We start from the raw sequence: 25598 nt of genomic DNA on the forward strand, positions 1-25598 counted from the left end.
CGAAGCCACCGTCACCATCGCCATCATCGACCAGTGGCTCCGAGCCTTACGAAACGCGGCCTAGGCCTCGGGGAGCAGCACAGCGCTGGTCATGTCGCCGAGGAAGGCCCTGGCGTCGAGGTCCAGGGCGAGGTCTTGGTCGCCGCCGTAGCTGATGCCGCCTAGCCGGCTGACCTCGATGTACCAGGGGGACAGGCCCTCGCGCACACCGTCGGGGCACATGTTGGTGCCGCCCAGGTGCTCGGCGTGGAAAACCTCCCACCGGTCCGGTATCTCGACGTAGGCGTTGCCGGCCTCGGGAAAGGAGACCGGGGCGACCCCGGCGTTCGGGTCGTCGCGGCGCACCAGCCACACGGGGCCGAACACGCCGTACCGCTCCCTCAGGTGCACCGCGTCGGCCTCGCCGTCGGCGAGCTCAGGGGCGGTCGTGGGGCGGGTCACCTGCGGACCGCTCAGCTCCGTCTCGTCCAGCCACACCATGGCGAACAGGGAGGCGACGCCGTCGTCGGCCAGCTGCAACTGCGGGTGGCGCCGCGACCGGCCGAGTTCGGCCCAGAACGGGTGGTCGGGCTGCGCGACGTCGGCGCGCTGTCCGGCCAGAACCGCCTGCACCTCAGGCAGCGGGTCCTTGAAGTAGAGGTCGTCCTCCCACTGGAACACCGCGACGGCGACAAGATCGGGCCCGCGACGCCGGTACGCCTCGGGCAGCCGGAGCGTGAAACAGTGCACCATTGGCTGGCCGGTGCGCGGCGAGCGCGGCCAGGTCCGCACGTCGATGCCCGGCCCGTTCGGGCCTGCCCACCCGGCCGGCAGCCGGGGACGGTTACCGGCCTCGTCGGCGATCTCGTGTTCGTCGCCGGTCCAGATGTCGAACGCTTCCACTGTCACAGCCGGCACCCTACCCAACAGCGGCGACCGCTGATCTTCCGATGGCTACCGCCCGGAGTCGCCCCGGTCCGCCGAGACCGGGTCTTCCCCGGCCGGCCCGGCGACTTCCGGCACGGCGAACGGGTCGACGACCAGCGGGCGGGTGCCGATGCGGTCGGTCTGCACCGGCTGCGGCTCGTGGGACGTGCTGAACAGCGCGGCGATCTGCAGGCCGGCGGGTCTGTTCGCGGAGGTCGCGGTGGACAACGTGTGCTCCAGGGGATCAGTGTTCGGCACCCGGCTCGGGCACCCGGCCGCGACGATTGGTGGCCTTATCGTAACGGTCGTTGTTGGTGCGGCAGCCTCATGTAGCTGAGGCGGCTTGACCTGCACCGATTCGGATCGGATACGGGCGGGACCGTTAAGGAAAGCAAAGGGCGGCCATCGCAAGATGATCGCTGACGGCGTACCCGGTGCTGCGCCGGCTGGGTTGCCCCGGCTGCTCGCCACGGCCGCCGGTAACCCACTGGCGCTCGGCGGCGCCGTGCTGGTCCTGGTCGGACCGTCCGGGACGGACGACGCTGCGCGGGTCGGGTTCGGGCGGGTGGTGATGCGGGTCTGGCTGACCCTGCACGCGGCCGGGGTGGCGACGCACCCGCTGAGCCAGCTCGTCGACGCGCCCGCGTCCCGCGACGCACTGGGCTCGTTGCTGGGCGTGCCGTCGGCGCGGCTGCCGCACGTCGCCCGGGTCGGCCGATTCGATCCCGAGCGCGGCGGCCGCAAGCTCACCCTGGGACTGCCGGGGTCTCGTCGACGCTGGGAGTTCAGCTGTTGCGCGGGTGGTTCGCGAAGAAGCCCCAGATCGCTTCGGTAGCGGCCAGCGCCGTCGACGGCGGGTCCATCCCGAGCAGGCGCTCCACCATCGCTGGCGACGCGCCCGGCCACTGGTGCCCCGCGTCGGCGATGGTGATCAGCTCGACGTCGCGCCCATCCGGACAGCGGGCGGCCGACGTGGTAACGGCTCCAGCGGTACGTGCCTCCGGAGCGGCACATCGCGCGATCTTCCGCCACCGGTCGATCTGGTCGGCGACCGGTCCGCCGTCGATCTTTACTGGGCGCCGCCCGGTCCCGCCGTTGTCCAGCTTCCCTGGCCGACCGTCGTACGGGACCACGTCGTCGGCTGTGCCATGGATATGGATCAGGGAGATCGGTGCCGGCGACGGGCATGGCCCGACCAGCTTTCCCGCCACCACCCCGATCGCGGCGAAGGTGGTGTTTTCGCAGGCCAGCCGGTAGGCGAGCATCCCGCCGTTGGAAATCCCGGCGGCATAGGTCCGGTTCGGATCGATCGACAGCTTGGCGGAGATGTCGGCCACCGTGGCGACGATGAACGCCACGTCGTCGACGCCGTCATGGGCCGGCCGCCCGCAGCAGTGGGCGCTCACCGCCCAGGATCGGTGGAGTCCATCCGGGTACGCGACCACGAACCCCTCACGTTCCGCCGCGGCGTTCCACCCGTACGCCATCTCTGCCTGGCGACCGTTGCCAAGGGCGCCGTGCAGCATCACCACCAACGGTACCGGCGCAGACAGCGACAGCTTGGCCGGCCGGTACAGCCGGAAGGTGCGTTCCCTGCCGGCCACCGTGATGCTGTGGGCGGACGATCCCCTGGCAACCGGGCTTCGGGGGCCGGGCGCGGTCGGTGCGGACCCGGGCGGCGCGGTCGGTACGGGGGCATCCCGCCGGGGCGGACGCATCACGTCGCAGCCGATCAGCACGGTGAGGACAACCCCGACCGCCACCACCACCGCTGACGCGGTACGCCTGACGGTCGCCGCCCTCGTGGTTTCCCGGTTCATGAAGTCTCCCCTCGCGGTGCTCGTCGTCAGCGGCGCGGGCCGGTCGGCGCTCTGCACCGACCGGCCCGCGCCCGAACGGGCTCGTCACTTTCCGCCGGCCGTCGCTGCCTCGCTGGCGTCACCCCCGGGCGGGAGCGGTCGCCCCTTCCCGGCGGCAGAGGGGTTCGAGGCGACCAAGGGGAGCCGGATCAGCTCCCAACCGCCCTCCGGGACATCATCCTGCTTGTCGGTCCGCAGGTTCATCGGGTTCGCCATGCCAAGGTAGATGTTCGACTCGTCGGCCACCATGGTGCGGATGCCGTAGTTGAGATAGTTGCCGAGTCCGGTGGTGTCCACTGGCCTGGCAGGTTCGTTCGGGTTGTCGAACGCCCACAGGTCGGCGCCGTACGACGAGGCGTCGGCGGCGCCGAACGCGGCTTCGATCCCGCCACCAGCCGCCCTGCCCAGGTAGCTCCAGTCCATGGTGCCGACATACAGCGAGCCTGCGACCACCACCATCTTCCAGATGTAGTTGTTGTAGCCGTCACCGAATCCCGCCGCGCCGAACTTGGGCGTGTACCCGGTCGGGGTCAGCCGCCAGCCGCCCTCCCCATTGTTCGCCTCCGGATCGAATGCCGGCAGCTTCGACTCGCCGTACAGAAGCTCGACCGACGCCTTGCCCTCACATCCGTCGCAGTCGACATCGAAGTCGCCGGCCCGGAAGATGCTCGCCGTGCGCTGCGTGTTCGGCACCACGACGGGGTCTGGCTTGCCACGCGCCGGCTCGTAGCGCCTCGTGTGCGCCTGCGTGGCCTTCAGCGGCACGTGCATTGTCCCCCAGTAGAGGTAACCGCCGTACGAGGCGAGCCCGCCCAGGCCGTACGTCTCGGCCACGACGGGGTCCGGCTCGTACTGGGTCACGTTCCATACCCGGCTCCAGCCGTCGGCGTCTGCGGGGGTGAGGCCCGGCTCTCCGTCCGCCAAACGCGGGCTCAGCCACACGCCGGGAATCCGGCCGTCGACACCAGCGCTGGGCCAGGTGATGAGGGCGATCCGTCCCTGGTGCGAGGTGATGTCCGAGACCTGTCCCGGCAGCTCACCCACCACCCCGAACCTGAACGGGTCGTCCTTGGTACCGGTCCAGCGCAGCACCGCACCCCCGCCCAGACCGTCGAGCCCTACGCCGACGCCGGCGTAGAGAGCGCCGTCGGCGACCACGAAGTTCCGGATGTTGCCGTATCGGGAGAGGGTTGTCGATCCGAGGTACCGGCCCGACTCGCTGTCGAAGGCGAACAGGTTGATGCCGCCGAGAGCTGGTCCCCCGAGCAGCACGACGCCCTGGTGGGAGCCGGCGGCGCGGATCCCGATCGTCGAGTTCAGCCGCAGTCTGTCCATCACGGACGCGTTGTCGATGTCGCCCCCCTTGTCGGTCAGTTGCCCCGTCCGAGTGTCGTAGACGAACACGTCCGGTGGCCGCCAGTCCCCTCCTCCCGCCGGCAGAAACGGGTAGGCCTTCCGCAGCTGACTCTCGCCGTACTCGCACACGTAATCGTCGTTCTGGACCGGCTTCATCAGCTTGAGGCCTTTCGCCGTGGTGAGGCAGTGGACGTTGGGAGCCGTCCCGAACCAGAGCTGGTCGCCCGACTGGGCCAGGCCCCACACGTACGACTGGTTCACTTTCGGTACTCCGACTCTGCACGGCGGCCCGGGCGGATATGGCTTACCGATGCCGGCGAAGCACTCGTCCGGCGCGGCTTTGGCCAGCAGTTCCGGTCCGGAGGGCGCCGGTGCCGCCGACCCGTCCGCCATGGGTGGCTGATCGGCCATGGGTAGCTGATCCGCCATGGGTAACTGATCCGCCATGGGCGGCTGATCCGCGAACGCGAGTGTCGGTCCGACCGTATCCGTACTGGAGCGGTTGTCAGCCGCCGGCACGGTGGCGAGCAGCGGCAGGGTCGCCAAGATGGCGGCGGGAAGCAGAGACCGGGCAAAGATCTGGGTCCTGTCCATAGATGGTCCTTTCGTCGGGTGGCGATGCGTCGGGCGGCTGTTGCCAGGACTTCGGGTGCGGGTGGGTGACGGGGAAGGGGCCCCGCTGGACGGGCAGGGGTTCGCCGTCTCGGACAGCTGCCCGCATGGCGAAGGTTGTCGATGCCGGACCTCCGCCTGGAGCGCGGCGAAGCCTGCGCTGGCAGCAGAGCCCCTGAAATCAGCTCGAACCAGCACCGGGCAAATTTCGATAGTCCTCGATTCCTTCGGGTCAACGTGAATGTGAGGCTGAACTCGGTTTTATCAGACGAACATGGAGGGACCGCGCAAAACGCCAAAAACATACGCTTCCTGGGCGAACGCCCTGGCGGTGACGTAGCGTGACCGCCGCCGCGAACGGGTGGGGAGTGGGCCAAAAGGTGAGGCATTTTGCGCGCGCGTGCAGTGACGCGGCGGTGGCGCCGGGTGGCCGAACATCCCTGGGGTGACACACAGACGACGGGCGCGAGGCACCGCTACCGCGATCGTGAAGATCCGTAACTGTGCCATCCAGGGCGCGCAACAGCACAAAAACCTAGCTTTCGCGGGAAAAGCGCTGGAGCGTTCCTAAACCCGGCCAAGTTGGCGGATACCACGGTAGTGGCTGCGACGAAACCCACCGGCGCAGCGGACGGACTGGGAGTGCCGGCGCGCCTGACCCAATCGACGGGAGTTCGATGAATACCGCACCCGCCAGTCGCAATTTGGTGATCGTAATCAATCCATGTGGTGCGGTGGAGCCCAGTCCGCAGCTGGTCGCGGCCGCCGACGCGGGTGGTGGGCTCGGCGTGTTCGATCTGGCCCGGGGCGACCGCCCGACGCTGCGGGCGCTGGAGCAGGCGGCGGCGAGGTCGGCAGGGCCGATCGGGGTGCGGGTGTCTGCGGGCTGTGCCGCGACGGTGGCCGATGTGGAGCGCGCCGCGAAGGACCGCGTGAGTCTCATTGTCTTGCCGGCGGATGGTCCGTGGCCGCTGAGGACGTCGGCGGAGCGTTATCGGGTGCTGGTGGAGGTGACAAGTCGTACGGAGGCGCATGCGGCGGCGGCGAACGGTGCGTACGGGTTGATCGCGCGCGGTTCGGAGGCGGGCGGGCGGGTCGGTGAGCTGAGTTCGTTCGTTCTGTTGCAGCAGTTGCTCGCTGATGAGGCGCTGGACCTGCCGGTGTGGGTGGCTGGCGGGATCGGGCCGCGTACGGCCGCCGCGTGTGTGGTGGGTGGGGCGGCTGGTGTAGTGGTGGACAGCCAGTTGGCGCTGATGCCGGAGTCGGATCTGCCGGAGGACGTGCGGGCCGTGATCGGGCGGATGGACGGCTCGGAGACGGTGCTGCGTGATGGTGTGCGGGGGGTGCGCCGCGACGGCCGACCAAACGGCACCGGTGCGTTGCTGCAGGTGGGTGAGGACGGCTGGTTGGCCGCGGTGTTCCGGCAGCGTTGGCGGAGGACGACTGCCGCGGTGCGCGGTATCCGCGCGGCGATCACGGATGCGGTCGAAGACGCCGCGGCGGGTGGGTTGCTGGCGCCGGGCGCACCGCTGGCGCGGGCGTGGGGTGTGCGGATCCCGGTGGCGCAGGGGCCGATGACGCGGGTCAGCGACGTGGCGGGGTTCGCGGCGGCGGTAGCCGGCGACGGCGCGTTGCCGTTCATCGCTCTCGCGCTCGCCAGCGGCGAACAGTCCCGGCGGATGCTGCGGGAGGCCGTGCAGGCGCTGGGTGAGAGACCGTGGGGAGTGGGCATCCTCGGCTTCGCCCCCGAAGAGGTGCGGGCGGCGCAGCTCGCGGCGGTGCGGGAGGCCCGGCCGCCGGTGGTGATCATCGCGGGCGGCCGGCCCGCACAGGCCAAGGCCCTGGAAGCCGACGGCATCAACGTGCTTCTGCATGTGCCGTCGCCGGGGTTGTTACGTCAGTTCCTGCGCACCGGGGCGCGGCGGTTCGTGTTCGAGGGCGCCGAGTGTGGTGGGCATGTGGGGCCGCGGACGAGCTTTTCGTTGTGGGAGGCGCAGGCGCTGGCGTTGGAAGAGTTCCTCGATGGCGCGCCGGCCGGGACCGCCGCGCAGGTGCAGGTGTTGTTCGCCGGCGGCATCCACGACGCGCGCTCGGCCGCGATGGTGGCGGCGTTGGCGGGACCGCTGGCGCGTCGCGGTGTGCAGGTGGGCGTGCTGATGGGCACCGCGTACCTGTTCACCCGGGAGGCGGTGGAGGGTGGGGCGATCCAGCCGTTGTTCCAGCGTCAGGCGATCGCGGCGACAGGTACGGCGGTGCTGGAGACGGCACCCGGACACGTGACGCGCTGCCTGCACAGCCCGTACGTCGACGACTTCCACCGGGTGCGGCAGGAGTTGCTTGCGGCGGGAATGGCTGGCCGGCAGGTGTGGGAGTCGCTGGAGGTGCTCAACGTCGGCCGGCTGCGGATCGCCAGCAAGGGCAGACGGCGCGAGGGAGGCGAGCTGGTTGCGGTCGACGAGTCGGGTCAGCACGCCGAGGGACTGTTCATGGCGGGCCAGGTCGCCGTGCTGCGCGACGCGCGAACCACCGTGGCCACCCTGCACAACGGCGTCACCACGGGCGCACAGCGCTTCCACGCCGAGCGGATCGCGGCGCTGGCGGCGACGCTCGGGCCGGGCAGCGAGGCGGCCGAACGGGCGCCGGTGACGCCGCTGGATGTCGCCATAGTGGGTATGGCCTGCGTCTTTCCGGAGTCACCAGACCTGTCCAGCTTCTGGCAGACGATCCTCAGTGGCCGCGACGCGGTCACCGAGGTGCCCGCCCAACGGTGGCCGGTGGACACCTACTACGCGTCCGAGGTGGAGCGGGGGCAAACGGGACGGCTCAGCGTGTCGAAGTGGGGTGGGTTCATCGCGCCGATACCGTTCGACGCGATCGGGTACGGCATTCCGCCAGCGGCGTTGGCCAGCATCGACCCGACCCAGCTGCTGGCCTTGGAGGTCGCGAGCCAGGCTCTGCGCGACGCCGGGTACACGTCGGGTATCGACCACTCTCGTACGGGGGTGGTGTTCGGCGCCGAGGTGGGTAGCGACATGGCGCATGCGCAGACGCTCCGCATGATGCTGCCCACCTATCTCGGGGAGGTGCCGGCGGAGCTCGAGGACCAGCTGCCCGTCATCACCGAGGACTCGTTCCCTGGCGTGTTGGCCAACGTGATCACTGGACGGGTGGCGAACCGACTGGACCTGGGAGGACCCAACTTCACTGTCGACGCGGCGTGCGCCTCATCGCTTGCGGCCCTGGACGCAGCGTGCAAGGAGCTGGCCGCAGGCACCAGTGACCTGATGATCTGTGGCGGCGCTGACCTGCACAACGGCATCAACGACTATCTGATGTTCAGCTCGGCGCACGCGCTGTCGCCCACTGGCCGGTCTCGCGCGTTCGACAGCACCGGCGACGGCATTGCCCTCGGCGAGGGCGTCGCATGTGTCGTGCTCAAGCGGCTTGCCGAGGCCGAGCGCGACGGCGACCGGATCTATGCGGTCATCAAGGGGGTTGGCAGCGCCAGCGATGGGCGGGCCCTGGGCCTGACCGCGCCGCGTGCCGAGGGGCAGCGTCGGGCGCTCGACCGGGCGTACGCGCGTGGCCGTATCTCTCCGCGGCAGGTCGGGCTGATTGAGGCGCACGGCACCGGCACCATCGTCGGGGACCGTACCGAGTTGGAGACCCTGACGCGGCTGTTCGTCGAGTCGGGTGCGCGGCCGGGCAGTTGTGCGCTCGGCTCGGTCAAGTCGCAGATCGGCCACACCAAATGCGCGGCCGGACTCGCGGGTCTGATCAAGACGGCACTCGCGCTGTACACCGGGGTCAGACCGCCGACCATCAACCTGACCCGGCCCAACCCGGTGTGGGATCCGCAGCAGAGCCCGTTCGCCTTCTACACCCAGGCCCGCCCATGGAGCGCCCCGGCCAGTGCGCGGATCGCCGGGCTCAGTGCGTTCGGCTTCGGCGGCACCAACTACCACGTGGTGCTCGCCGCGCACCCACACACGCCCGAACCGCGCCACGCCCGCCAGGAATGGTCGGCGGAGCTGTTCTGCTTCCGCGGCCCCGACCGGTCCGCAGCGCACCGGGCGATGCGGCAGCTGGCCGCCGCACTGCAGACCACCGACCGGTACGGCCGGCCATGGCGACTGCGCGACCTGGCCGCCACGGCGGCGGCCCAGGCCGACCTGCGCTCCGGCCCCGTCCAGGTCGCGATCGTCGCCCGCGACAGCACCGAACTCGACCTGCTGCTGCACCGCGCGCTCGCCGGCGAGCACAACCCCGGGAAGGGACTCATCCAGCCACCACCGCAGGCCACGCGTTCCGGCACTGCCGGCGGGAAGGTGGCGTTCCTGTTCCCCGGGCAGGGCAGCCAGTACCCCGGCGCCTTGGCCGAACTGTTCGTCACCTTCCCCGACCTGCACCAATACCTCGAACTCGGCGAGGAATGTGCGGACGTGCTGTTCCCACCGGCCGCGTTCGACCCAGCCACGGAACGCGCCCAGCAGCAGCGGATCATCCGGATGGCCCAGCCCGTGCTCGGCATCGGCGGACTCGCCGTGGACCACCTGCTCCGCCGGCTCAACATCCGCCCCGACGTCGCTGCCGGGCACAGCTACGGCGAACTCGTCGCGCTGTGCGCCGCCGGCGCCTACGACCCGTCAACGCTGCTGCAGCTCAGCCGGCAACGCGCCGATGCGATCCTCGGTGCCACCGATGACGATCCGGGCACCATGGCAGCGGTCAGCGCCACCGCCGAACGTCTCGTCCAGATCCTGGACAGTGCCGGCCTCGCCGACCAGGTCGTCCTGGCCAACCGGAACACCCCCACCGAGCAGGTGATCTCCGGCCCCACCCCCGCGGTGCAGGCGGCGATCACCGCGCTGAAGGCCGCCGGCCTGACGGCACGCCGACTCAACGTCGCCTGCGCCTTCCACAGCCCGCTCGTTGCCTCCGCCGTGGATCGCTTCGCGCAGGTGCTCGCCGCCCAACCGGTCACCCCACCGAACATCCCGGTCTGGTCCAACCGCACCGCCACCGCCTACCCCGCCCACGCCGACGGGGTACGGCACGAACTCGCCGCCCAGATCGGCGCCCCCGTGCGCTTCGTCCAACAGATCGAAGCCATGTACGCCGCCGGCGCCCGCACCTTCGTCGAGGCCGGCCCCGGGCAGGTACTCACCCGTCTCGTCCAGACCATCCTCGCCGACCGGCCACACCTCGCCGTCGCCTGCGACCGGCGCACCGGCGAAGGGCTCCGTGACTTCCTCATCGCCGTGGCACAGCTGGCGTGCGCCGGGGTACCCGTACAGACCGGCTGGCTGCTGCATGGCCGCGACACCGTCCAGGCCACTCCGACCGCAGCCGGCAGCCGCCCCTTCTGGCGGGTGGACGGGCAACTTGTCCGCGACCGCGACGGCAACCGCCTTCCGGGCGGCATGACACCCCCACAACGTATGAAGGAGTTGTCCATGACCGCAGCAACCGAACGCACCGCCAGCGGTCGCGATAGGCGTCCCGGGCGGGAACATTCCGACGACCTGCTCGCCGAGTTCCTCCGGACCAACCGAGAGATGATCGCCTCCCAGCGCGACGTGATGCTCGCCTACCTCGGCAACGACACCAACGGTGGCCCCCCCGCCCAACGGCCACCCGAGACACACCGCCCCGCAGGCTCACCGGTCGACCTAGCTGGCCCCGCGGCGAGTCAACCGGCACCGGGGTCGCCGGTGCCGGCCGGGGCGAACCCTCCCGGCCATGATTCCGCCGCACCGCCAAGCGGCGCTCCGGAAGGAATGGAGACCGTCGTACCGATCTCACCGGCGCCTGCGCCGACCGGTCTGCGGGCGCCGGTCTCGCCGGCCATGACCAGCCCACCGACACCGCTCGCGCCGATGCCGGCCACCGTACCGGTGTTCACGCCACCCGCGCCCGGCGGAGCCACCACCAGCACAACGCCCGGCGGAGCCACCACCAGCACAACGCCCGGCGGAGCCATCACCAGTACCAACGGCGCGGCAGTCGCCGCACCGGCCGCCACAGTCGTGGCGGAGCCACCCGGTCTCGACCTCCAGAACGTGGTGCTGGCGGTGCTCAGCGAGCGGACCGGCTACCCGGTCGACCTGATCGAACTCGACCTCGACCTGGAAGCCGACCTCAGTATCGACTCGATCAAGCGAGCCGAGGTAGCCGGCGAGGTCATCGCCCGCCTCGGAATGTCAGCCGAGGGCGACGAGTCGGAACTGGAAGAAATGATCAAAGCGCGGACCGTACGCGCGATGCTCGACCTACTCGCCACCCGGGTCAGCGGTGCGGGGACGTCCTCGGTGTCGAATGACGCCGTTGCCGCCCACGTGCCAGCCGCCGGCGCCGCCTCCGTCGTCCCCGCCACGCCAGCAGACGGTGCCGCGTCCGCGTCCGCTTTCCCCGCACCCACCGGCGTGCCCGTCTATCCCGTCGGCACGCCGGCACCGCCCGCGGCGGTAGCCGCGATACCGAGCGGTGTGGACTTTCAGGCCGTCGTGCTGGCGGTGCTCAGCGAGCGGACCGGCTACCCGGTCGACCTGATCGAACTCGACCTCGACCTGGAAGCCGACCTCAGTATCGACTCGATCAAGCGAGCCGAGGTAGCCGGCGAGGTCATCGCCCGCCTCGGAATGTCAGCCGAGGGCGACGAGTCGGAACTAGAGGAGATGATCAAAGCGCGGACCGTACGCGCGATGCTCGACCTGCTCGCCACCCGGGTGAACGACGCCGTGGCCGCCACGGTCCCCGCATCGTCTCCAGGCACACCCGCCGGGCCGGCACCAGCTGCGGCGTTGCCCACGATACCGGCGCAGCCGCGCCCGGCGCCGCTCGCCACGGTCCCCGCCGGGCACTTGCCACGGGCGCCGCAGACGGCGCCGGCTGTGGGTGGCGCGGCGCCGGTGAATGGTGACGGGCGGCTGGGTGTCGCGCCCACGCGGATGCTCCCCACGTTGGTGTCGGTCGCGGAAGCGCCGAGGCAACCGGAGACCGTGCTCGCGGGAGCCACGTTCCTGGTCACCGGCTCCGGAACGGTGGCCGGTCAGGTGGTGGAGCTGCTGCGCCGGCACGGGGCGACCGTAAGCGTCGGCACGGCAGCCGATCCCGGCACCGTCGACGGCGTGGACGCACTGGTCCTGCTCGACGGTTTGGTCGGTGGCCAGGTGCCGCTGCTGCCCAGCGCGTTCGGGTTGATCAGACAGGCCCTGGCGGGCGGGCCGCGCTGGGTGTTCGCGGTCGCCGACCCGAACGCCGGCGCGGGCACGGACGGGCTGGGTGGCCTGTTCCGCACCATCGCTCGGGAGTATCCGTCGACCACGGCGCGGGTGGTCATCGTCGACGGTAGGCAACCCGCGCAGGGGCTCGCCCAGCAGATCATCGACGAGTTGCTCCTCAAGGACGATACGGCGGTGGTGCACCGGAGCGGCGGCGGGCGGCGTGCGTACGACCTGGTGCCGGCGAGCCTCGGGGCGCTGGCGGCGGGCGGTGCCGGCCCGGCCGGCGACGGCGTGGCCGAGGCCCGGGCGATCGGCCTGGACCGTGACTCGGTGGTGGTGCTGGTGGGCGGGGCGCGGGGCATCACCTCCTGGTTCGCGCGTGCTCTCGCAACGGCTGCCGGGTGCCGCATCGAGCTGGTCGGCCGCACCCCGCTGCCGGAGGGCCCGCAGGATCCGGTGTTGGCGGCCGCTACCGACGCGGTGGCGTTGCGGGCGGCGCTCGCCGGCCAGGGTGTCGGCTCCCCAGCGACGATCGCCCGCGCGGCTCAGGCGATCCTGGCGGGCCGGGAGGTCGAGGCCACCCTGCGGGAACTGGGTGAGCTGGGCGCCCGGGTGCGCTACCACAACCTCGATGTACGTGACGCGCAGGCGACCAGGCAGCTCATCACCGCCATCCACGGCGAGTACGGTCGTATCGACGGGCTGGTGTACGCCGCCGGGGTGATCGAGGACAAGCTGATCGCCGACAAGGATCCGCAGTCGTTCACCCGCGTGTTCGACACCAAGGTGGCGGGTGCTCAGGCGGTGCTGGGCGCGCTGGAGGGCCTGCGCTACCCGCCGAGGTTCGTGGTGCTGTTCGGCAGCATCGCGGCGGCGTACGGCAGCTGCGGCCAAAGCGATTATGCGGCAGCCAACGACGCCCTGGAGGCGGTTGGTGCCCGCTGGAAGGCCCGTACCGGCAACCGCTGCCTGACCGTTCACTGGGGACCGTGGGCGCCGGTCGAAGGTCACGGCGGCATGGTCACCGCAGAGCTGAGCCGGGCGTACGCCCGACGCGGCATCCGGCTGATCGACCCCGAGGAAGGCGCGCTGAGCCTGCTGGGCGAGTTGGCCTGGGGTGATCCGGCAGCCACCTCCGTCGTCTACACCGCGTCGGGCTGGTGACTGGAATGCCCAGCGACCAGATCGCGATCGTGGGGATGGCCGCGTTGCTGCCCGGCGCGGCTGACCTCGACAGTTACTGGCGCAACCTGGTCGAGGGTTTCGACGCGATCACCCAGGTGCCGCCGCACCGGTGGGATCCGGAGTTCTACGACCCGGCGCAGGCGCACCGGCCGGACCGGGTGTACTGCCGCCGGGGCGGCTTCGTGGACGAGTTTGCCACCTTCGAACCGCTGAGGTTCGGCATCATGCCGGCGTCCGTCGCCGACATTGAGCCGGATCAGCTCATCGCGCTACAGGTGGCTGCCGCGGCCATCGACGATGCCGGTGGCGGCGACCGGCTACCCGCCGCTGACCGCGTCGGCGTGATCCTCGGTCGGGGTGGCAGCATCAGCCCCGCCGCGGCCCGGTACGCCCTGCGGGTGCGGATGACCAGCCAGACGATCCACCTGCTCCGGGAGCTGATCCCGGACCTGCCGGAGAGCCGGTTGGAGGCCGTGCGGGCGAGGTTCGATGAGCGGCTCGGCGAGCACCGGCCGGAGGGAACGATCGGACTTGTGCCGAACCTGGTCGCCTCCCGGGTGGCCAACCGGCTCAACCTGCGTGGTCCGGCGTACACGTTGGATGCCGCCTGCGCTTCGTCGCTGATCGCGGTGGACCAGGCGATCACCGAGCTGACCAGCGGCCGGCTCGATGCGGTCCTCGCCGGGGGCGTGCACCACGTGCACGACATCGGTTTCTGGTCGATATTCAGCCAGCTCGGCGCGTTGTCGCGGCGGGGCGAGATCCGGCCGTTCGACAGCGCGGCGGACGGGCTGCTCATCGGCGAGGGCACCGGGATCGTCGTACTCAAGCGGATGACCGACGCGGTGCGCGACGGCGATCGGATCTACGCGGTGATCCGCGGCAGTGGGGGGTCCAGCGACGGGCGCGCCGCGAGCATGGTCAACCCGGTCAGCGAAGGGCAGGCGTTGGCCGTCCGGCAGGCCTGGGCCGCGGCGGTACTGGATCCGACCGCCCCGGACGCGCTGGGCCTGCTGGAGGCACATGGCACCGCGACGCCGACGGGCGACGCCGTCGAGCTCGCCACCGTCGCCGAGGTGTTCGGTCCGCACCGGGGCGGGCCACGACCGGTGATCGGCTCGGTGAAGTCGATGATCGGTCACACCATGCCGGCGGCCGGCAGCGCAGCCCTGATCAAGGCGGCCCTGGCCGTGTACCACGGCGTGCTACTGCCGACGCTGCACTGCGACACTCCGCGGCCGGAGCTGGAGCGCACCCGGTTCGCGCCGATCAGCGGCGCCCAGCCGTGGGAGAGCGACGGACCCCGCCGCGCCGCCGTCAACGCCTTCGGCTTCGGCGGCATCAACGCCCACATCATCCTGGAGGAGGCGCCGGACGCCTACGCTTCCCGTCGGGGCGGCACGGGCACGACCGGGCTGGTGTCCCGCGCCGTGCCGGCGCCCGCAGCCGTCAACACCACGGCGGCGGTCACTGTCGAACAGCCCGACGAGGTGCTGTGGCTGGCCGCCCCCGACCCGGCCGCACTGGCCCACCTGCTCGACACCGACGACCACGCCGTCCGCGCCCTCGGCCTCGCCCGGGCCCGACAGGCCGGTCCCGCTGGCGCTGGCGCCCGGGGTCCGGCGGACGAGCGCTGCCGGCTCGGTATCGTCAACCCCGACACCAAACGCCTCGCCACCGCCCGGCGCGCCGTCGCCAAGGGGCTGCCCTGGCACGGCGCCCGGGACATCTGGTTCAGCCCTACCCCGCTGCTCGCCGGCGACTCTCCCGGCCAGATGGCCTTCGTGTTTCCCGGGCTGGAGACGGAGTTCAGCCCGCGCACCGCGGACATCGCGGCGCACTTCGGCCTGCCCGACCGGCAGTGGTCCACCGACGACCTCGGCCGGCACGGCGCCGGCGTGATCGAGGTCGGCAAGCTGCTCAACGACGCCCTGCACCGGGTCGGGATCACCCCACACGCGGTCTGCGGGTACAGCATCGGCGAGTGGACCGCCGCGGCCACCACCGGACTGATCAGCTCGGCATCCATGGACGAGTTCCTCGCCACGTTCAACTCGGCGCCGGTGGAGACGCCCGGCCGCGTGTTCGCCGTCGTCGGCGGGGCCGCGCAACAGATCACCCTGCGGCTCGCCCGCTATCCAGGGGTGGTCCTCACCCACGACAACGCGCCTGCCCAGTGCATCGTCAACGGGCCCGAGACCGAAATCGACCGCATCGTCGAGGCACTACGTGGCGACGGAATCCTGTGCCAGAAGCTGCCGTTCCGCGCGGCCTTCCACACCCCGGTGTTCGCCTCCGGGCTGGAGTCCATCGGCGCGGCCCTGCCCCGCTGGCAGGTGCAGTCCGCCCGGGTGCCCGTCTGGTCCACCACCCTCAAGGCGCCGTTGCCCACCGAGCCGGCCCGCGTGTTGGAGATCTCCGCACGACACATGCTCGAACCGGTCTGGTTCCGGCAGACCATCGCGGCCATGCACGACGCCGGCATCCGGGTCTTCCTGCAGGTCGGCGTCGGGCAGCTCGCCTCGGTCATCGCCGACAACCTGCGCGGCCGCGACCATCTCGCGATGCCGGTCAACGTTGCACATCGCGGTGGGCTGAACCAACTGCGCCGCGTCGCCACGGCGCTGTGGGTGGAGGGCGCCGCACCGGACCTGCGCGCCCTCGACACGGCGGCCACGGGTCGTGCCCGAGTTGCCGCCCCGACCGCCGCCCAAGCTGCGGCGCCCGCCGCCCACCCCGTCCGCCGTGGCCCGATCATGCGGCTCGACCTCGGCGGCGCGCTGGTCCGCTTCGGCGAGGGAGCCGACAAGCTGCTCGGCGTCTCCGTGTCCGCCGATCAGTCGGCGGGTGACGCGGATGGCACCGACAGCACGAGCGCCACGAGCGGCGCAGTTGATGGATCCAGGTCGGTTGCTCGGGAAGCGACGGCCGCCATGGCGACGCAGGCCCCGAAGGCCGCAGTGGTGACACCGACGGCCGCGACCCCGCACGCCCCGGTTGGCCCGCCGAGATCGCCGACCCTGGCCAGGCTGCACGATCTCGCCGGACGCTCCAGCATCGCCGCGGAACTCGCCTCGTTGCTGAGCGACCCCACCGACGGTGTGGTCGTCGACGGCGGAACCGGGCACACGCCGCCGTTGCCGCCGCCGCGCGTCCACCGCATGGTCCTGCGGGTCGCCCTCGACACGATGCCGTACCTGCGCGACCACTGCTTCTTCGTGCAGCCCGAAGACTGGCCCGAACCGGAAGACCGCTGGCCCGTGGTGCCGGGCACCACCGCCCTGCAACACATGATGGAGGCCGCCCAGCAGGCGGCACCCGGCATGCGGGTCGTCGGCGTGCATGGCGCCCGGTTCAACCTCTGGTGCATCGCCGCGCCGCCGCAGGACGTCGAGATCACTGTCAAGCCCACCGGTCCCGGCCAACTCTCGGTGACCTTCGGTAACTACGCCCGCTCGACAGTCGAGGTGGCACCGGCCTACCCGGCCGACCGTCCGGCGTTCTGGCAGCACGACCCCGCCACGGAACAGCCGCCACGAATCAGCGCCGAGGAGATGTACGCCGAACGGTTCGTGTTCCACGGCCCCCTGTTCCGCGGCGTGACCAAGGTGCACGCCGTCGGCGACATGCACATCCGCGGCGTGGTGACCGCCCCGTCCCCGCCCGGTGGACTGCTCGACAGCACCTTCCAACTGGTGGCCAACTGGATCGTCACGACGCAACCGTTCTCGGCGCTGCCGGTGGGAATCGGACACGCACGGTTCTTCGGTCCGCCGCCAGCGCCCGGTACGGCGCTCGAATGCATCGCCCGCGCGCGCTCGACCGACGACGCGCAGCACGTCTTCGACATACAACTCGCCGTCGACGGCCGGGTATGGGCGCAGCTCGACGGCTGCATCGAGCGACGGTTCAAGAGCCACCCCACCCTGCCGGAGGAACGTTTCCCGGAGCGCCACTCGATGTCGCTGTGGCAGCCGGAGGGCTGGACCATGGCCTTCGACTGCTGGCCCGACCTGGTCACCCGCGGCATGACCGCGCGCGGCATCCTCGGTAACAGGGGCTACACCGACTACGAGCGGCAGCCGCCCAAGGCGCGCAAGCAGTGGCTGCTCGGCCGGATCGCGGCTATCGACGCCGTCCGGTTCCCGCTGTGGGAAGGCGGCCACGTCGATGTCTACCCGATCGAGTTGACCATCACGAACGATCCGAACGGCCGGCCCCGGGTGCACCCGCGCCCCGGCCGCGGCTTCGGCGCCTGGGACGTCTCACTCGCCCACGTCGCCGAGATCGGGGTGGCGATCGCCGGGCCCCGCGCGCCGGACGCGCTGCCCGGCGCGCCGGGCGTCGGCATCGACGCTGTCGAGATCACCGAGCCTCCGGAGAACGCGGTCGCGTCCGCACTGTCGGAACCAGAACGACAGCTACTCGACTCGATGCTGGCCAGCGGCGACGACGGGGACCTGTGGTTCGCCCGCTTCTCGGTCGCCAAGGAGGCCGCCGCCAAGGCAGAGGGCACCGGCCTGGCCGGCGACCCACGACGGTTCACGGTGGTGGCCGCAGCCTCAGCCGTGCTGACCGTCGAGGTCGGTGACCGCATCTATCAGGTTGCACATCGCGAAGTGTCCAACCCCGAGGGCCTGCCCCCGAGGCGGTACGTCGTCGGCTGGACGTGGGGACCGGAGCCTGCCCACCGAACCGGCCGCCCGTAGCGCGATCACGAGAGGGGACATCACATGTCTGTAGACCAGGTCAACATCCTCGCCGAGGTTGCCGCGATGTTGCACGCGATCCGCGCCGACGCCGGAGTCGACGGCGAGATCACCATGGCAACCAGGTTTCAGGACGACCTGGAGATGGAGAGCATCGACGTCATCTCCCTCGCCGGCCGCCTGCAGGCGCGGTACGGCAACGCGGTCAACTTCGCAGAGTTCATTGCCAAACTGGACCTGGACTCCATCCGACAACTGCGGGTCGGTCAGCTCGTCGCACACATCGCCACCGCGCTCGACGCGGCGGAAGCGGACGCGGGCCACGCGGACGCCGGCCTCGGCACAGCGGGCCTATCCGCATGAGTATCGTCCGGGCCAACGGGCTCTCCGTCCACATGGAGCAGCTCCGGCCACCCGAAGCGGTATCCGGCGTACCCGGCGGCGGCCCCACCGCCGTGCTGATCCACGGCCTGGCCACGGACAATCTGGCGAGCTGGTATCTCAGCATGGCCCACCCGCTCGCCGCCGCCGGCCTCCGCGTGATCATGTACGACCTGCGTGGGCACGGGAAGAGCGAGCGCCCGACGGCGGGCTACACGCTGGACCACTTCGTCGACGACCTGGCGGCGCTGCTGGCCGTGCTCGACGTAACCGGCCCGGTCCACCTGCTTGGCAACTCCTTCGGCGGCACGATCGCGTTCAGCTACGCGGCACGCCACCCTGAGCAGGTCGCCGCGATCGCCGCCGTCGAGTCCTCCCCGCCCACCGCGGCCTGGTTCGAGCGGGTGGCCACGCGGCTCGACGCCGCCGCCGCACACCTACCGCACGAGCACGTACTCGCCAGGATCAGCGCCGAACGCGGGGAGCGGGCCAGCCGCCGGGCCAGGGCGGCTCGCGACGTGCTCGTCGCCACGAGCCTCGCGCGCGACCTGCCGGCCAGCCGGCTACCGGCCGAGGAGCGGATAGCCGCGATCCAGTGCCCGGTGCTGTGGGTGTACGGCGGATCCTCCGCCGTGGTCGAACTGGCCCCCGATGTACAGCGGCTGCTGCCACACGCGCGGATCGTCACCGTGCCCGGTCAGCGGCATTCCATCCTCATCGACCAGCCGGACACCGTCCGCGACATCGTCCTGTCCTGGCTGCGCCAGGACTGCGGCCTCCACCCCGGCCCCGCGGACGCCGCAGCTGGGCGTGACGGTCGGGACCAGCCGCCTTCACCCGCCACCCTGCACTGACATGCATCACTCAGGAGGTTTGTCGATGGATGCATCGAGCCCTGACCAGGCGATCATTATCAGCACCGGGCGGTGTGGGTCGACGTTGCTGTCCGACCTGATCGCCGAGCAGCCCGACACGCTGTCGGTCCAGGAGTTCTTCGTGCCGGCGGGGTCCTGGATCGACGACAAGGAGACGCTCAGTGGTGCCGAGTACTGGTCGAGGTTGAGCAAGCCCAACCCGGCACTCTCCGCTCTCTTCCGGATCGGACTCCCGCCGCCCGAGGTGCGCTACCCGGAGAAAGGCCGGTGGGCCGGCAATCTCGGGGAGCTGCCGCGAGTTCTGGCGACCACGCTGCCGAAGATCTCGTCCGACCCTGACCACCTGTACGACACACTCGCCGAACTGGTGCCGGGGTTTCCGGCTCAACCGGCGGCGCAGCACCATCAGATGTTTCTGGAGTTGCTCACCTCGCTCACCAACCGGCGGCGCTGGGTCGAGCGTTCCGGTGGCTCCAGCCACTTCGCCCTGTCCCTGCTGAAGCACTTTCCCACTGCGAAGATTGTCTATCTGACCCGTAGCTGGGCGGACACCGCCGAGTCGATGAGGCGCCACTCCTACTACCAGCTCCTCGAGCTTCGCATGAACTCGTTTCGCCGGTACGGGCTGGATCCGTTCGAGGTCGCCGCCGACCAGCCGGTGCCGGAGGAGATGAAGCGCTACCTGCTCGGCCAGCTGACGGCCCAGACGCTACGCGAACGCGGCGGGGACGTCGGGCATTACCTGGTCCTGTGCGCGTTCCTCGCCAACGAGGCCGAGCAGGCCATCGCTGACGCCGGGCCGCGGGAGCTGCTGACGATGACGTATGAGGACCTCATCGATGACCCGCTGACGCAGCTCGGTCGGCTGGGCCGGTTCCTGGGCTTCGACGACTGGGCGCAGTGGGCGCACCGGGTTGCCGGGTCGGTGGAGACACGCCCTCGGGGGCAGGCGGCGGCTGCCCGCCTACGCCCCGGACCCCAACCCCACCGAGGGCGTCTGGTCACACCTCGAACGCAGGAACCATGGCGGTCTTGAGGTGCCGCGAGCCGTCCGTACCGCCTGCGGGCTGTCCCTGCGGGCGCTCGGGCAGCTCACCCACCGGGACAAGAGCCATTTGCACGACTTGGAGACCGGGGCGAAGGCCCCTACGGTCCACACCGCCGGCATCCCGTCGGGTGCTCAACGACGGTGGCACCCTTGCCGCGCTCGCCGCCGTCCCCGTCGACCACCAGGCCGAGGCGGATGACCTGCTTGCTGCGCCAGCGCGACCGTGACCTCGACGCCGTCCGCAACGTGTACCGTGCCAAAACTCGTGCAACGGTCGTGGCCTGGCATTTCGAAGATCGGTTCAGGCTGCCCGGTGGTACTCGTTGATCTGGGCGGCGAACATGGTGGCGTACCGCAAGTTCACCCGGATCACCTGGGCCGTCCGCGCCCTGGTGGTCGGCGTCGTGCCCCTCGGCAACGCCATCAGCGGCAGCGCCTACTGAACCAGCGGGGAAATCGACCGCGCCCTCACGCTACGCCGTGGACCCGGACACCACGAGACGGCTCACCCAGGCTCATCTACGAGAGGAAAAATCTCGGACGGCGATGTCGAGAACCCGTGACCGGCTCCGTCCCCGTGGTGAACGTGACCAGAATGGGTTGCACCAGCACCGAGGAGAAACACGATGGCCAAGTACTTGCTGCTCAAGCACTACCGCGGCGCTCCGGCTCCGGTCAACGACGTGCCCATGGACCAGTGGACGCCAGAGGAGATCTCGGCGCACGTGCAGTACATGCATGACTTCGCGGCCCGGCTCGAGGGGACCGGCGAGTTCGTCGACGGTCAGGCGCTCGCCCCCGAGGGGACGTTCGTCCGGTACGACGGTGAGGGGCGCCCGCCGGTCACCGACGGCCCGTTCGCCGAGACCAAGGACCTCATCGCCGGCTGGATGATCATCGACGTCGACAGCTACGAGCGCGCCGTCGAGCTGGCCGGGGAGCTGTCGGCCGCTCCCGGGGCGGGCGGAAAGCCGATCCACGAGTGGCTGGAGCTGCGCCCGTTCCTGACCGCGCCACCCACCATCACGGAGTGACCTCTCCGATGAACGAGGCCCTGCTCCGGAGCCTCACGCCGAGCGTGCTCGGGATCCTCGTCCGCCGCGGAGCCGACTTCGCGGCGGCCGAGGACGCCGTGCAGGACGCGCTGGTCGAGGCGGTCCGCGTCTGGCCGGCCGACCCGCCGCGGGATGCGAAGGGCTGGCTGGTCACCGTGGCCTGGCGCCGGTTCCTCGACGCGACCCGGGCGGACGCCGCCCGCCGCCGGCGTGAGGATCTGGTCGACGAGGAACCGGCGCCCGGGCCCGCGCCTGCGGTGGACGACACGCTCCAGCTCTATTTCCTGTGTGCCCACCCGTCGCTGACGCCGTCGTCTGCGGTCGCGCTCACGCTGCGCGCCGTCGGCGGGCTGACCACCCGTCAGATCGCCCAGGCCTACCTGGTGCCCGAGGCGACCATGGCGCAGCGCATCAGCCGGGCCAAGCGCACCGTCTCCGGCGTGCGGTTCGACCGGCCCGGCGACGTCGCCACCGTGTTGCGCGTGCTCTACCTGGTCTTCAACGAGGGCTACTCCGGCGATGTCGACCTCGCCGCCGAGGCCATCCGGCTCACCCGGCAACTCGCGGCCGCGATCGACCACCCCGAGGTGGCGGGGCTGCTCGCTCTCATGCTGCTCCACCACGCCCGGCGCGCCACCCGGACCGCGCCCGACGGCAGCCTGGTGCCGCTCGCCGAGCAGGACCGCGGCCGGTGGGACACCACGTCGATCGCCGAGGGCGTCGAGATCCTGCAGGCGGCCCTCGCCCGCGACCGGCTGGGCGAGTTCCAGGCCCAGGCCGCCATCGCGGCACTCCACGCTGACGCGCCCACCGCCGAGGAGACTGACTGGGTGCAGATCGTCGAGTGGTACGACGAACTCGCGCGCCTGACCGACAGCCCGCTCATCCGGCTCAACCGCGCAGTGGCCGTCGGCGAGGCCGACGGACCACGCGCCGGGCTGGCGGCGCTCGCGGCGCTGGACGACTTACTGCCCCGCCACGCGGCGGTGGCGGCGTACCTCCACGAGCGCGACGGCGACCTGGCGACGGCGGCACGGCTGTACGCCGAGGCGGCTCAAAAGGCCCCCAACCTCGCCGAGCGCGACCACCTGACGCGCCAAGCCGCCCGGCTCAACGCCCGCCGGTGCCGCTGACTGGTGGCGCTCGGATTTCCCCTCGCAGCACGTGGTGCGGGCCTGCGGCCAGAGCGGTCGCCGCGAAGAGAGCAGGCGGGTCGAGACCAAGCTGCACGACACGTCCGGTTGGCGGACCCGTCGCAGCGCGGGCTCGGCGATTCCGCCGATCACCATCTCGGTGGGGAACTGTCAACAAGCAGCCCCAATCCGTCCGCGCGCAGGTCGAACACGTTCTGGCCGCAAGAAGTGTTTCAAGATTCTGAGCGACTATCGCCGCGCCACCCATACATTGACCGACATTACATCCGGCATCGCTTCCCTCCACGACATCATCCTCGCGGGGGTGACACCAGCGCCGGTGCCAGGAAACGCCTTCACCGAATTGCGAGATGTCCTTTAGTTTTGTGCCCGGCGGCGACAAGGCCGCGGCGAAGATGTTGCCGCGGGCGTTGGGTGAGGTATTGGCGATCGAGAGTCCGATGCGTACACTCGCGGCGTGATTCCGCCCGAATACCCCGCACCGGCCCGACCACCGGTGGTTCGCCCGGTCTGGTCGCTTGCCGGCCCAGCGCTTGGTGCCCTGCTCGCCGCCGGACTGCTCACCGCGCCCATCGGATCGCTGGCCGGAGCGATCAGGCGCGACCTGGGACTGTCCACCGCGGCCATGATAGTGACCGTGATTGCACCGTACGTGGTGGCAACGGCGGCCCTGGTCGCGCCCGGCTACCTGCTCGGCCGGCGGTGGCCGACCGCGACCGCGATGCCGGCGTTGGTGCTCCTGGTCGTCGGGAGCGTGGTGAGCGCGTTCGTACCGGGGGCGGCGTTGATGGCGGTTGGGCGGGTGGTCGTCGGGCTGGGTGCCGGAACCGTGATCGGCGTCGCCCTCGCCCTGTCCGGTCAGCTGGGCCGCTGGCGTGCCCGGGTCGGGTTGGTACTCGGCCTCGCGGTCGGCGTCGCTCTCCTGCTCGGACCGGTCGCGAGTGGCCTGGTGACGCGGGCGCTGGGTTGGCGGTTGGTGTTCCTGGTCGACGCGCTGGCGGCCACGGTCGCGCTGGCCGGCACTATGGTGATCGGCATCGCCATGTTGGTCCTGAATGCGTCCCGGCCGATCCCGCCGGCCACCCCTGCTACGACAGCGCCGCCCCCGGCGAAACCTGGCTCGGCGGCCCAGCCCGCTGACAATCCGCCAACGTGAGCCCCGTAATGCTCCACCGTCATTTGCCTTCGGCGTTGGGCGTGGCGTGGGCATGAGGACGGAAACACGGCTGACTCGCCAAACCGGCGACCTGGTCTACTACTACGCCGACGTGCTCACACGTGAACTAAGATTCCAGCGGCAGTTGTCTATGGGTAGTCGCGTCGTCGGTAGTGGCAGGTTCGGGCTTGGTGCGCTGGCTCTTTACGCGTCAGGGCCATCCCGTAACGGGATGGCCCTGACGCGTATCCGGGATCGTTCTCCACGACCGGAGGCGGCTCACCCCGGGCTGGCTGGCGACGGGCAGGTACTCCCGGCGTAGGCGAAGAGGGAGTCGGTCGCACTCGCCCGGATCGATCTGTGCCGGGCCATCGAGTCGGCGTCGACGATCGGGGCCGAGGCCAGCGGGTCCGGGTGCACCGGGCAGGCGTCGATGCGGTCGAGCAGCCACACCCGCTGCCCGCTCGGGCCGGTGCCGGGGCTGAAGGACAGGCTCAGGGCGGTGGTGCCGATGTACCGCGGCACCGGCACCTCCTCCGGTGGCCGGGTCAGGCAGGACGGGGTCGTCTCGACCACCCGGACGTCGATCACCGTGACGCCGCCCGGCGCGCCGCTCACCCGCACCGTCGAGCGCTGCGGGCGCACCTCGATGCGCTGCGGGTCGTCCCAGAAGCCCGCTGGTGGCCCGGAAGCGGCCGGGGTGGGCGTGGGCGGGTCGGTCGGCAGCACCGCCCGGCAGGACCGGACGGCCCGGTTCGCCGCGCGGAGGGCGGCGGTGTGGTCGTCGTTGCGGTGTAGCGCGCTGAGGTACGGCCCGACGTCACCGCCGGGGACCTGGGCGCCGAGCAGGACGAACAGCCGGTCCAGATAGGCGTCGATCAACGCCGGGCCCGGACGGACCTCGTCGGCCGGTATCGAGAGCAGGTGCCGCAGCCCCACCGGGCAACGGCTGGCGAAGGCCGGCATGTTGATCACCATGGCCGCGGCGGAGATCGGGTCGTTGCAGGCGCGTTCGAACAGGGCCCGCTCGTCCTGGCGCCGCTGCTGTTCCAGCGAGTCGGTCCGCCGCTCGATGTACCAGGTGGCCGTCGAGGCCAGGCCGAGGAGGGCTGCGGTGAGCACGGCGGCGACCGGCCGGGCGGGCCGGCCGCCCGGGTGGCCGCCGCGGGGACCGGGCGGGGCGTCTCCGGCGTCGGCGGTGCGGCCTGCGTCGTCCATGCCCGGAACCCCCTCATCGTCGCGTCGAGAGTAGCCAAGGCCTGCGACCGGGGCCGCTGCCCAGCGAACCCCATCAGGCGTTCTTCTCGCTCTCGGCGACGGACCGCAGCGCCGGCCGGCGGCGGATCTGCTGGATCGCCCGGTCGTACCCCGGGAGCATCAGGAACGCGGCGGCCAGCTCGCTCACGAGCGGGTAGAGCCCTTCCCGGCAGATGCGCCTGCGGACAAGTAGGCAGCGGCCCGACGCAGGACCTCGTCCTCCTGCGCCAACAACCTGATCCGCTTCCGCGCTTCACGCAGCTCGGCCGACTCACCGCCGACCACCCCGGGCCTGACGCCAGCGTCGATATCGGCCTGACGCAGCCACTTGAACAACGTCATCGGGTGCACCCCGAAGTCCGTCACCTACTGGTGCAGCAGACCCCGTCGCGTCAGCAGGGGTCAATGTAATAGATGGGGTCCCAGTCGATGCGTACCGGATCAGGGTCCGGGTAGAGGGATACTCGGAATACCCGATTCTGATTTAGCAGATGGGCTGTGGCGTTGCCGGTCTGGGCGTGCTTGGCAGAACCGTCGCCGATGAAGTTGGTGAGAGAACGTTCGGTACAGTAGTAGAGGTAGAAGACGGTGTGCAGACCGTTACCCTCACCGACGGCAACGCATAAACGCCCGCTCGGGCAGATATCGATGAGGAGATTTCGGTCGTCCGTGTCCACATGTGGGAACCGGCGCTCCTCGCGGTCGGTGAACAACGGGCTGATCACCGGTGTCCAGGCCGTCGCTCGAACGTCGGTCGTGACTGGTCAGGTGGTCGCTGCGCCGGTGGGTAGCCAGGGACAGCCGGCGACGAGTTCGGTG

The 25598-nt window shown here is 70.9% G+C and carries 17 protein-coding genes; 10 read left to right on the forward strand and 7 right to left on the reverse strand.

Annotation, left to right across the window (positions count from 1 at the left end; all coding sequences use genetic code 11):
- Nucleotides 1-60: 60 nt before the first annotated feature.
- Together V6U90_RS28150 and V6U90_RS28155 are read right to left on the reverse strand one after the other, a co-directional pair.
- Nucleotides 61-888, reverse strand: coding sequence for a hypothetical protein (locus V6U90_RS28150; RefSeq protein WP_334442961.1), 828 nt, complete (start codon nt 886-888; stop codon nt 61-63).
- A gap of 45 nt (nt 889-933) precedes the next feature.
- Nucleotides 934-1134: a hypothetical protein gene (locus V6U90_RS28155; RefSeq protein ID WP_334442964.1), complete on the reverse strand. Its 201-nt coding sequence runs from the start codon at nt 1132-1134 to the stop codon at nt 934-936.
- A 184-nt stretch (nt 1135-1318) separates the two neighbouring features.
- Between V6U90_RS28155 and V6U90_RS28160 the strand changes: the two genes are divergently transcribed.
- Nucleotides 1319-1741: a hypothetical protein gene (locus tag V6U90_RS28160; protein WP_334442966.1), complete on the forward strand. Its 423-nt coding sequence runs from the start codon at nt 1319-1321 to the stop codon at nt 1739-1741.
- Here the strand turns inward: V6U90_RS28160 and V6U90_RS28165 are convergent.
- Together V6U90_RS28165 and V6U90_RS28170 are read right to left on the reverse strand one after the other, a co-directional pair.
- Nucleotides 1692-2726, reverse strand: coding sequence for an extracellular catalytic domain type 1 short-chain-length polyhydroxyalkanoate depolymerase (locus V6U90_RS28165; RefSeq protein WP_334442968.1), 1035 nt, complete (start codon nt 2724-2726; stop codon nt 1692-1694). The genes V6U90_RS28160 and V6U90_RS28165 overlap by 50 nt on opposite strands.
- 84 nt (nt 2727-2810) lie before the next feature.
- Nucleotides 2811-4382, reverse strand: a complete 1572-nt coding sequence (locus V6U90_RS28170) for a hypothetical protein (protein WP_334442971.1) — start codon at nt 4380-4382, stop codon at nt 2811-2813.
- 1085 nt (nt 4383-5467) lie between these two features.
- Here V6U90_RS28170 and V6U90_RS28175 point away from each other — a divergent pair.
- From V6U90_RS28175 to V6U90_RS28215, 9 genes are all read left to right on the forward strand, one after another.
- On the forward strand, nt 5468-13123 hold the full coding sequence (locus V6U90_RS28175) for an SDR family NAD(P)-dependent oxidoreductase (protein WP_334442974.1): 7656 nt from the start codon (nt 5468-5470) through the stop codon (nt 13121-13123).
- A 5-nt stretch (nt 13124-13128) separates the two neighbouring features.
- On the forward strand, nt 13129-17853 hold the full coding sequence (locus V6U90_RS28180) for a beta-ketoacyl synthase N-terminal-like domain-containing protein (RefSeq protein ID WP_334442977.1): 4725 nt from the start codon (nt 13129-13131) through the stop codon (nt 17851-17853).
- A 24-nt stretch (nt 17854-17877) separates the two neighbouring features.
- Complete coding sequence (locus V6U90_RS28185) at nt 17878-18216, forward strand: phosphopantetheine-binding protein (RefSeq protein WP_334442978.1); 339 nt, start codon at nt 17878-17880, stop codon at nt 18214-18216.
- A complete protein-coding gene (locus V6U90_RS28190; RefSeq protein ID WP_334442980.1) occupies nt 18213-19088 on the forward strand; it encodes an alpha/beta fold hydrolase in 876 nt (291 codons plus the stop codon). Before V6U90_RS28185 ends, V6U90_RS28190 begins: the two co-directional genes overlap by 4 nt.
- Before the next feature lie 25 nt (nt 19089-19113).
- Nucleotides 19114-20145 (forward strand): sulfotransferase domain-containing protein, encoded by a 1032-nt coding sequence (locus V6U90_RS28195; RefSeq protein ID WP_334442983.1) that lies wholly within the window; start codon nt 19114-19116, stop codon nt 20143-20145.
- Nucleotide 20146: 1 nt separating this feature from the next.
- On the forward strand, nt 20147-20356 hold the full coding sequence (locus tag V6U90_RS28200) for a helix-turn-helix domain-containing protein (protein WP_442933686.1): 210 nt from the start codon (nt 20147-20149) through the stop codon (nt 20354-20356).
- 427 nt (nt 20357-20783) lie between these two features.
- Nucleotides 20784-21191 (forward strand): YciI family protein, encoded by a 408-nt coding sequence (locus tag V6U90_RS28205; RefSeq protein ID WP_334442986.1) that lies wholly within the window; start codon nt 20784-20786, stop codon nt 21189-21191.
- An 8-nt stretch (nt 21192-21199) separates the two neighbouring features.
- Entirely contained in the window at nt 21200-22345 is a 1146-nt protein-coding gene (locus tag V6U90_RS28210) for an RNA polymerase sigma factor (RefSeq protein WP_334442997.1), read from the forward strand.
- Nucleotides 22346-22823: 478 nt separating this feature from the next.
- Nucleotides 22824-23522, forward strand: coding sequence for an MFS transporter (locus tag V6U90_RS28215; protein WP_334442989.1), 699 nt, complete (start codon nt 22824-22826; stop codon nt 23520-23522).
- A 279-nt stretch (nt 23523-23801) separates the two neighbouring features.
- Here the strand turns inward: V6U90_RS28215 and V6U90_RS28220 are convergent, their stop codons facing one another.
- From V6U90_RS28220 to V6U90_RS28230, 3 genes are all read right to left on the reverse strand, one after another.
- Nucleotides 23802-24740: a hypothetical protein gene (locus tag V6U90_RS28220; protein ID WP_334442992.1), complete on the reverse strand. Its 939-nt coding sequence runs from the start codon at nt 24738-24740 to the stop codon at nt 23802-23804.
- A gap of 183 nt (nt 24741-24923) precedes the next feature.
- Nucleotides 24924-25121 (reverse strand): hypothetical protein, encoded by a 198-nt coding sequence (locus V6U90_RS28225; RefSeq protein ID WP_442933687.1) that lies wholly within the window; start codon nt 25119-25121, stop codon nt 24924-24926.
- Between the two features lie 50 nt (nt 25122-25171).
- Complete coding sequence (locus V6U90_RS28230) at nt 25172-25504, reverse strand: hypothetical protein (RefSeq protein ID WP_334442995.1); 333 nt, start codon at nt 25502-25504, stop codon at nt 25172-25174.
- Nucleotides 25505-25598 lie beyond the last annotated feature (94 nt).

Source organism: Micromonospora sp. CPCC 206060 (assembly GCF_036906895.1).
In the GTDB taxonomy this organism is placed as follows: domain Bacteria; phylum Actinomycetota; class Actinomycetes; order Mycobacteriales; family Micromonosporaceae; genus Micromonospora.

Coding starts and splice junctions, on each gene's coding strand:
- V6U90_RS28210 (WP_334442997.1), top strand. CDS start 21,200: ATGAACGAGGCCCTGCTCCGGAGCCTCACGCCGAGCGTGCTCGGGATC.
- V6U90_RS28220 (WP_334442992.1), bottom strand. CDS start 24,740: ATGGACGACGCAGGCCGCACCGCCGACGCCGGAGACGCCCCGCCCGGT.
- V6U90_RS28180 (WP_334442977.1), top strand. CDS start 13,129: ATGCCCAGCGACCAGATCGCGATCGTGGGGATGGCCGCGTTGCTGCCC.
- V6U90_RS28225 (WP_442933687.1), bottom strand. CDS start 25,121: ATGACGTTGTTCAAGTGGCTGCGTCAGGCCGATATCGACGCTGGCGTC.
- V6U90_RS28185 (WP_334442978.1), top strand. CDS start 17,878: ATGTCTGTAGACCAGGTCAACATCCTCGCCGAGGTTGCCGCGATGTTG.
- V6U90_RS28195 (WP_334442983.1), top strand. CDS start 19,114: ATGGATGCATCGAGCCCTGACCAGGCGATCATTATCAGCACCGGGCGG.
- V6U90_RS28205 (WP_334442986.1), top strand. CDS start 20,784: ATGGCCAAGTACTTGCTGCTCAAGCACTACCGCGGCGCTCCGGCTCCG.
- V6U90_RS28160 (WP_334442966.1), top strand. CDS start 1,319: ATGATCGCTGACGGCGTACCCGGTGCTGCGCCGGCTGGGTTGCCCCGG.
- V6U90_RS28165 (WP_334442968.1), bottom strand. CDS start 2,726: ATGAACCGGGAAACCACGAGGGCGGCGACCGTCAGGCGTACCGCGTCA.
- V6U90_RS28190 (WP_334442980.1), top strand. CDS start 18,213: ATGAGTATCGTCCGGGCCAACGGGCTCTCCGTCCACATGGAGCAGCTC.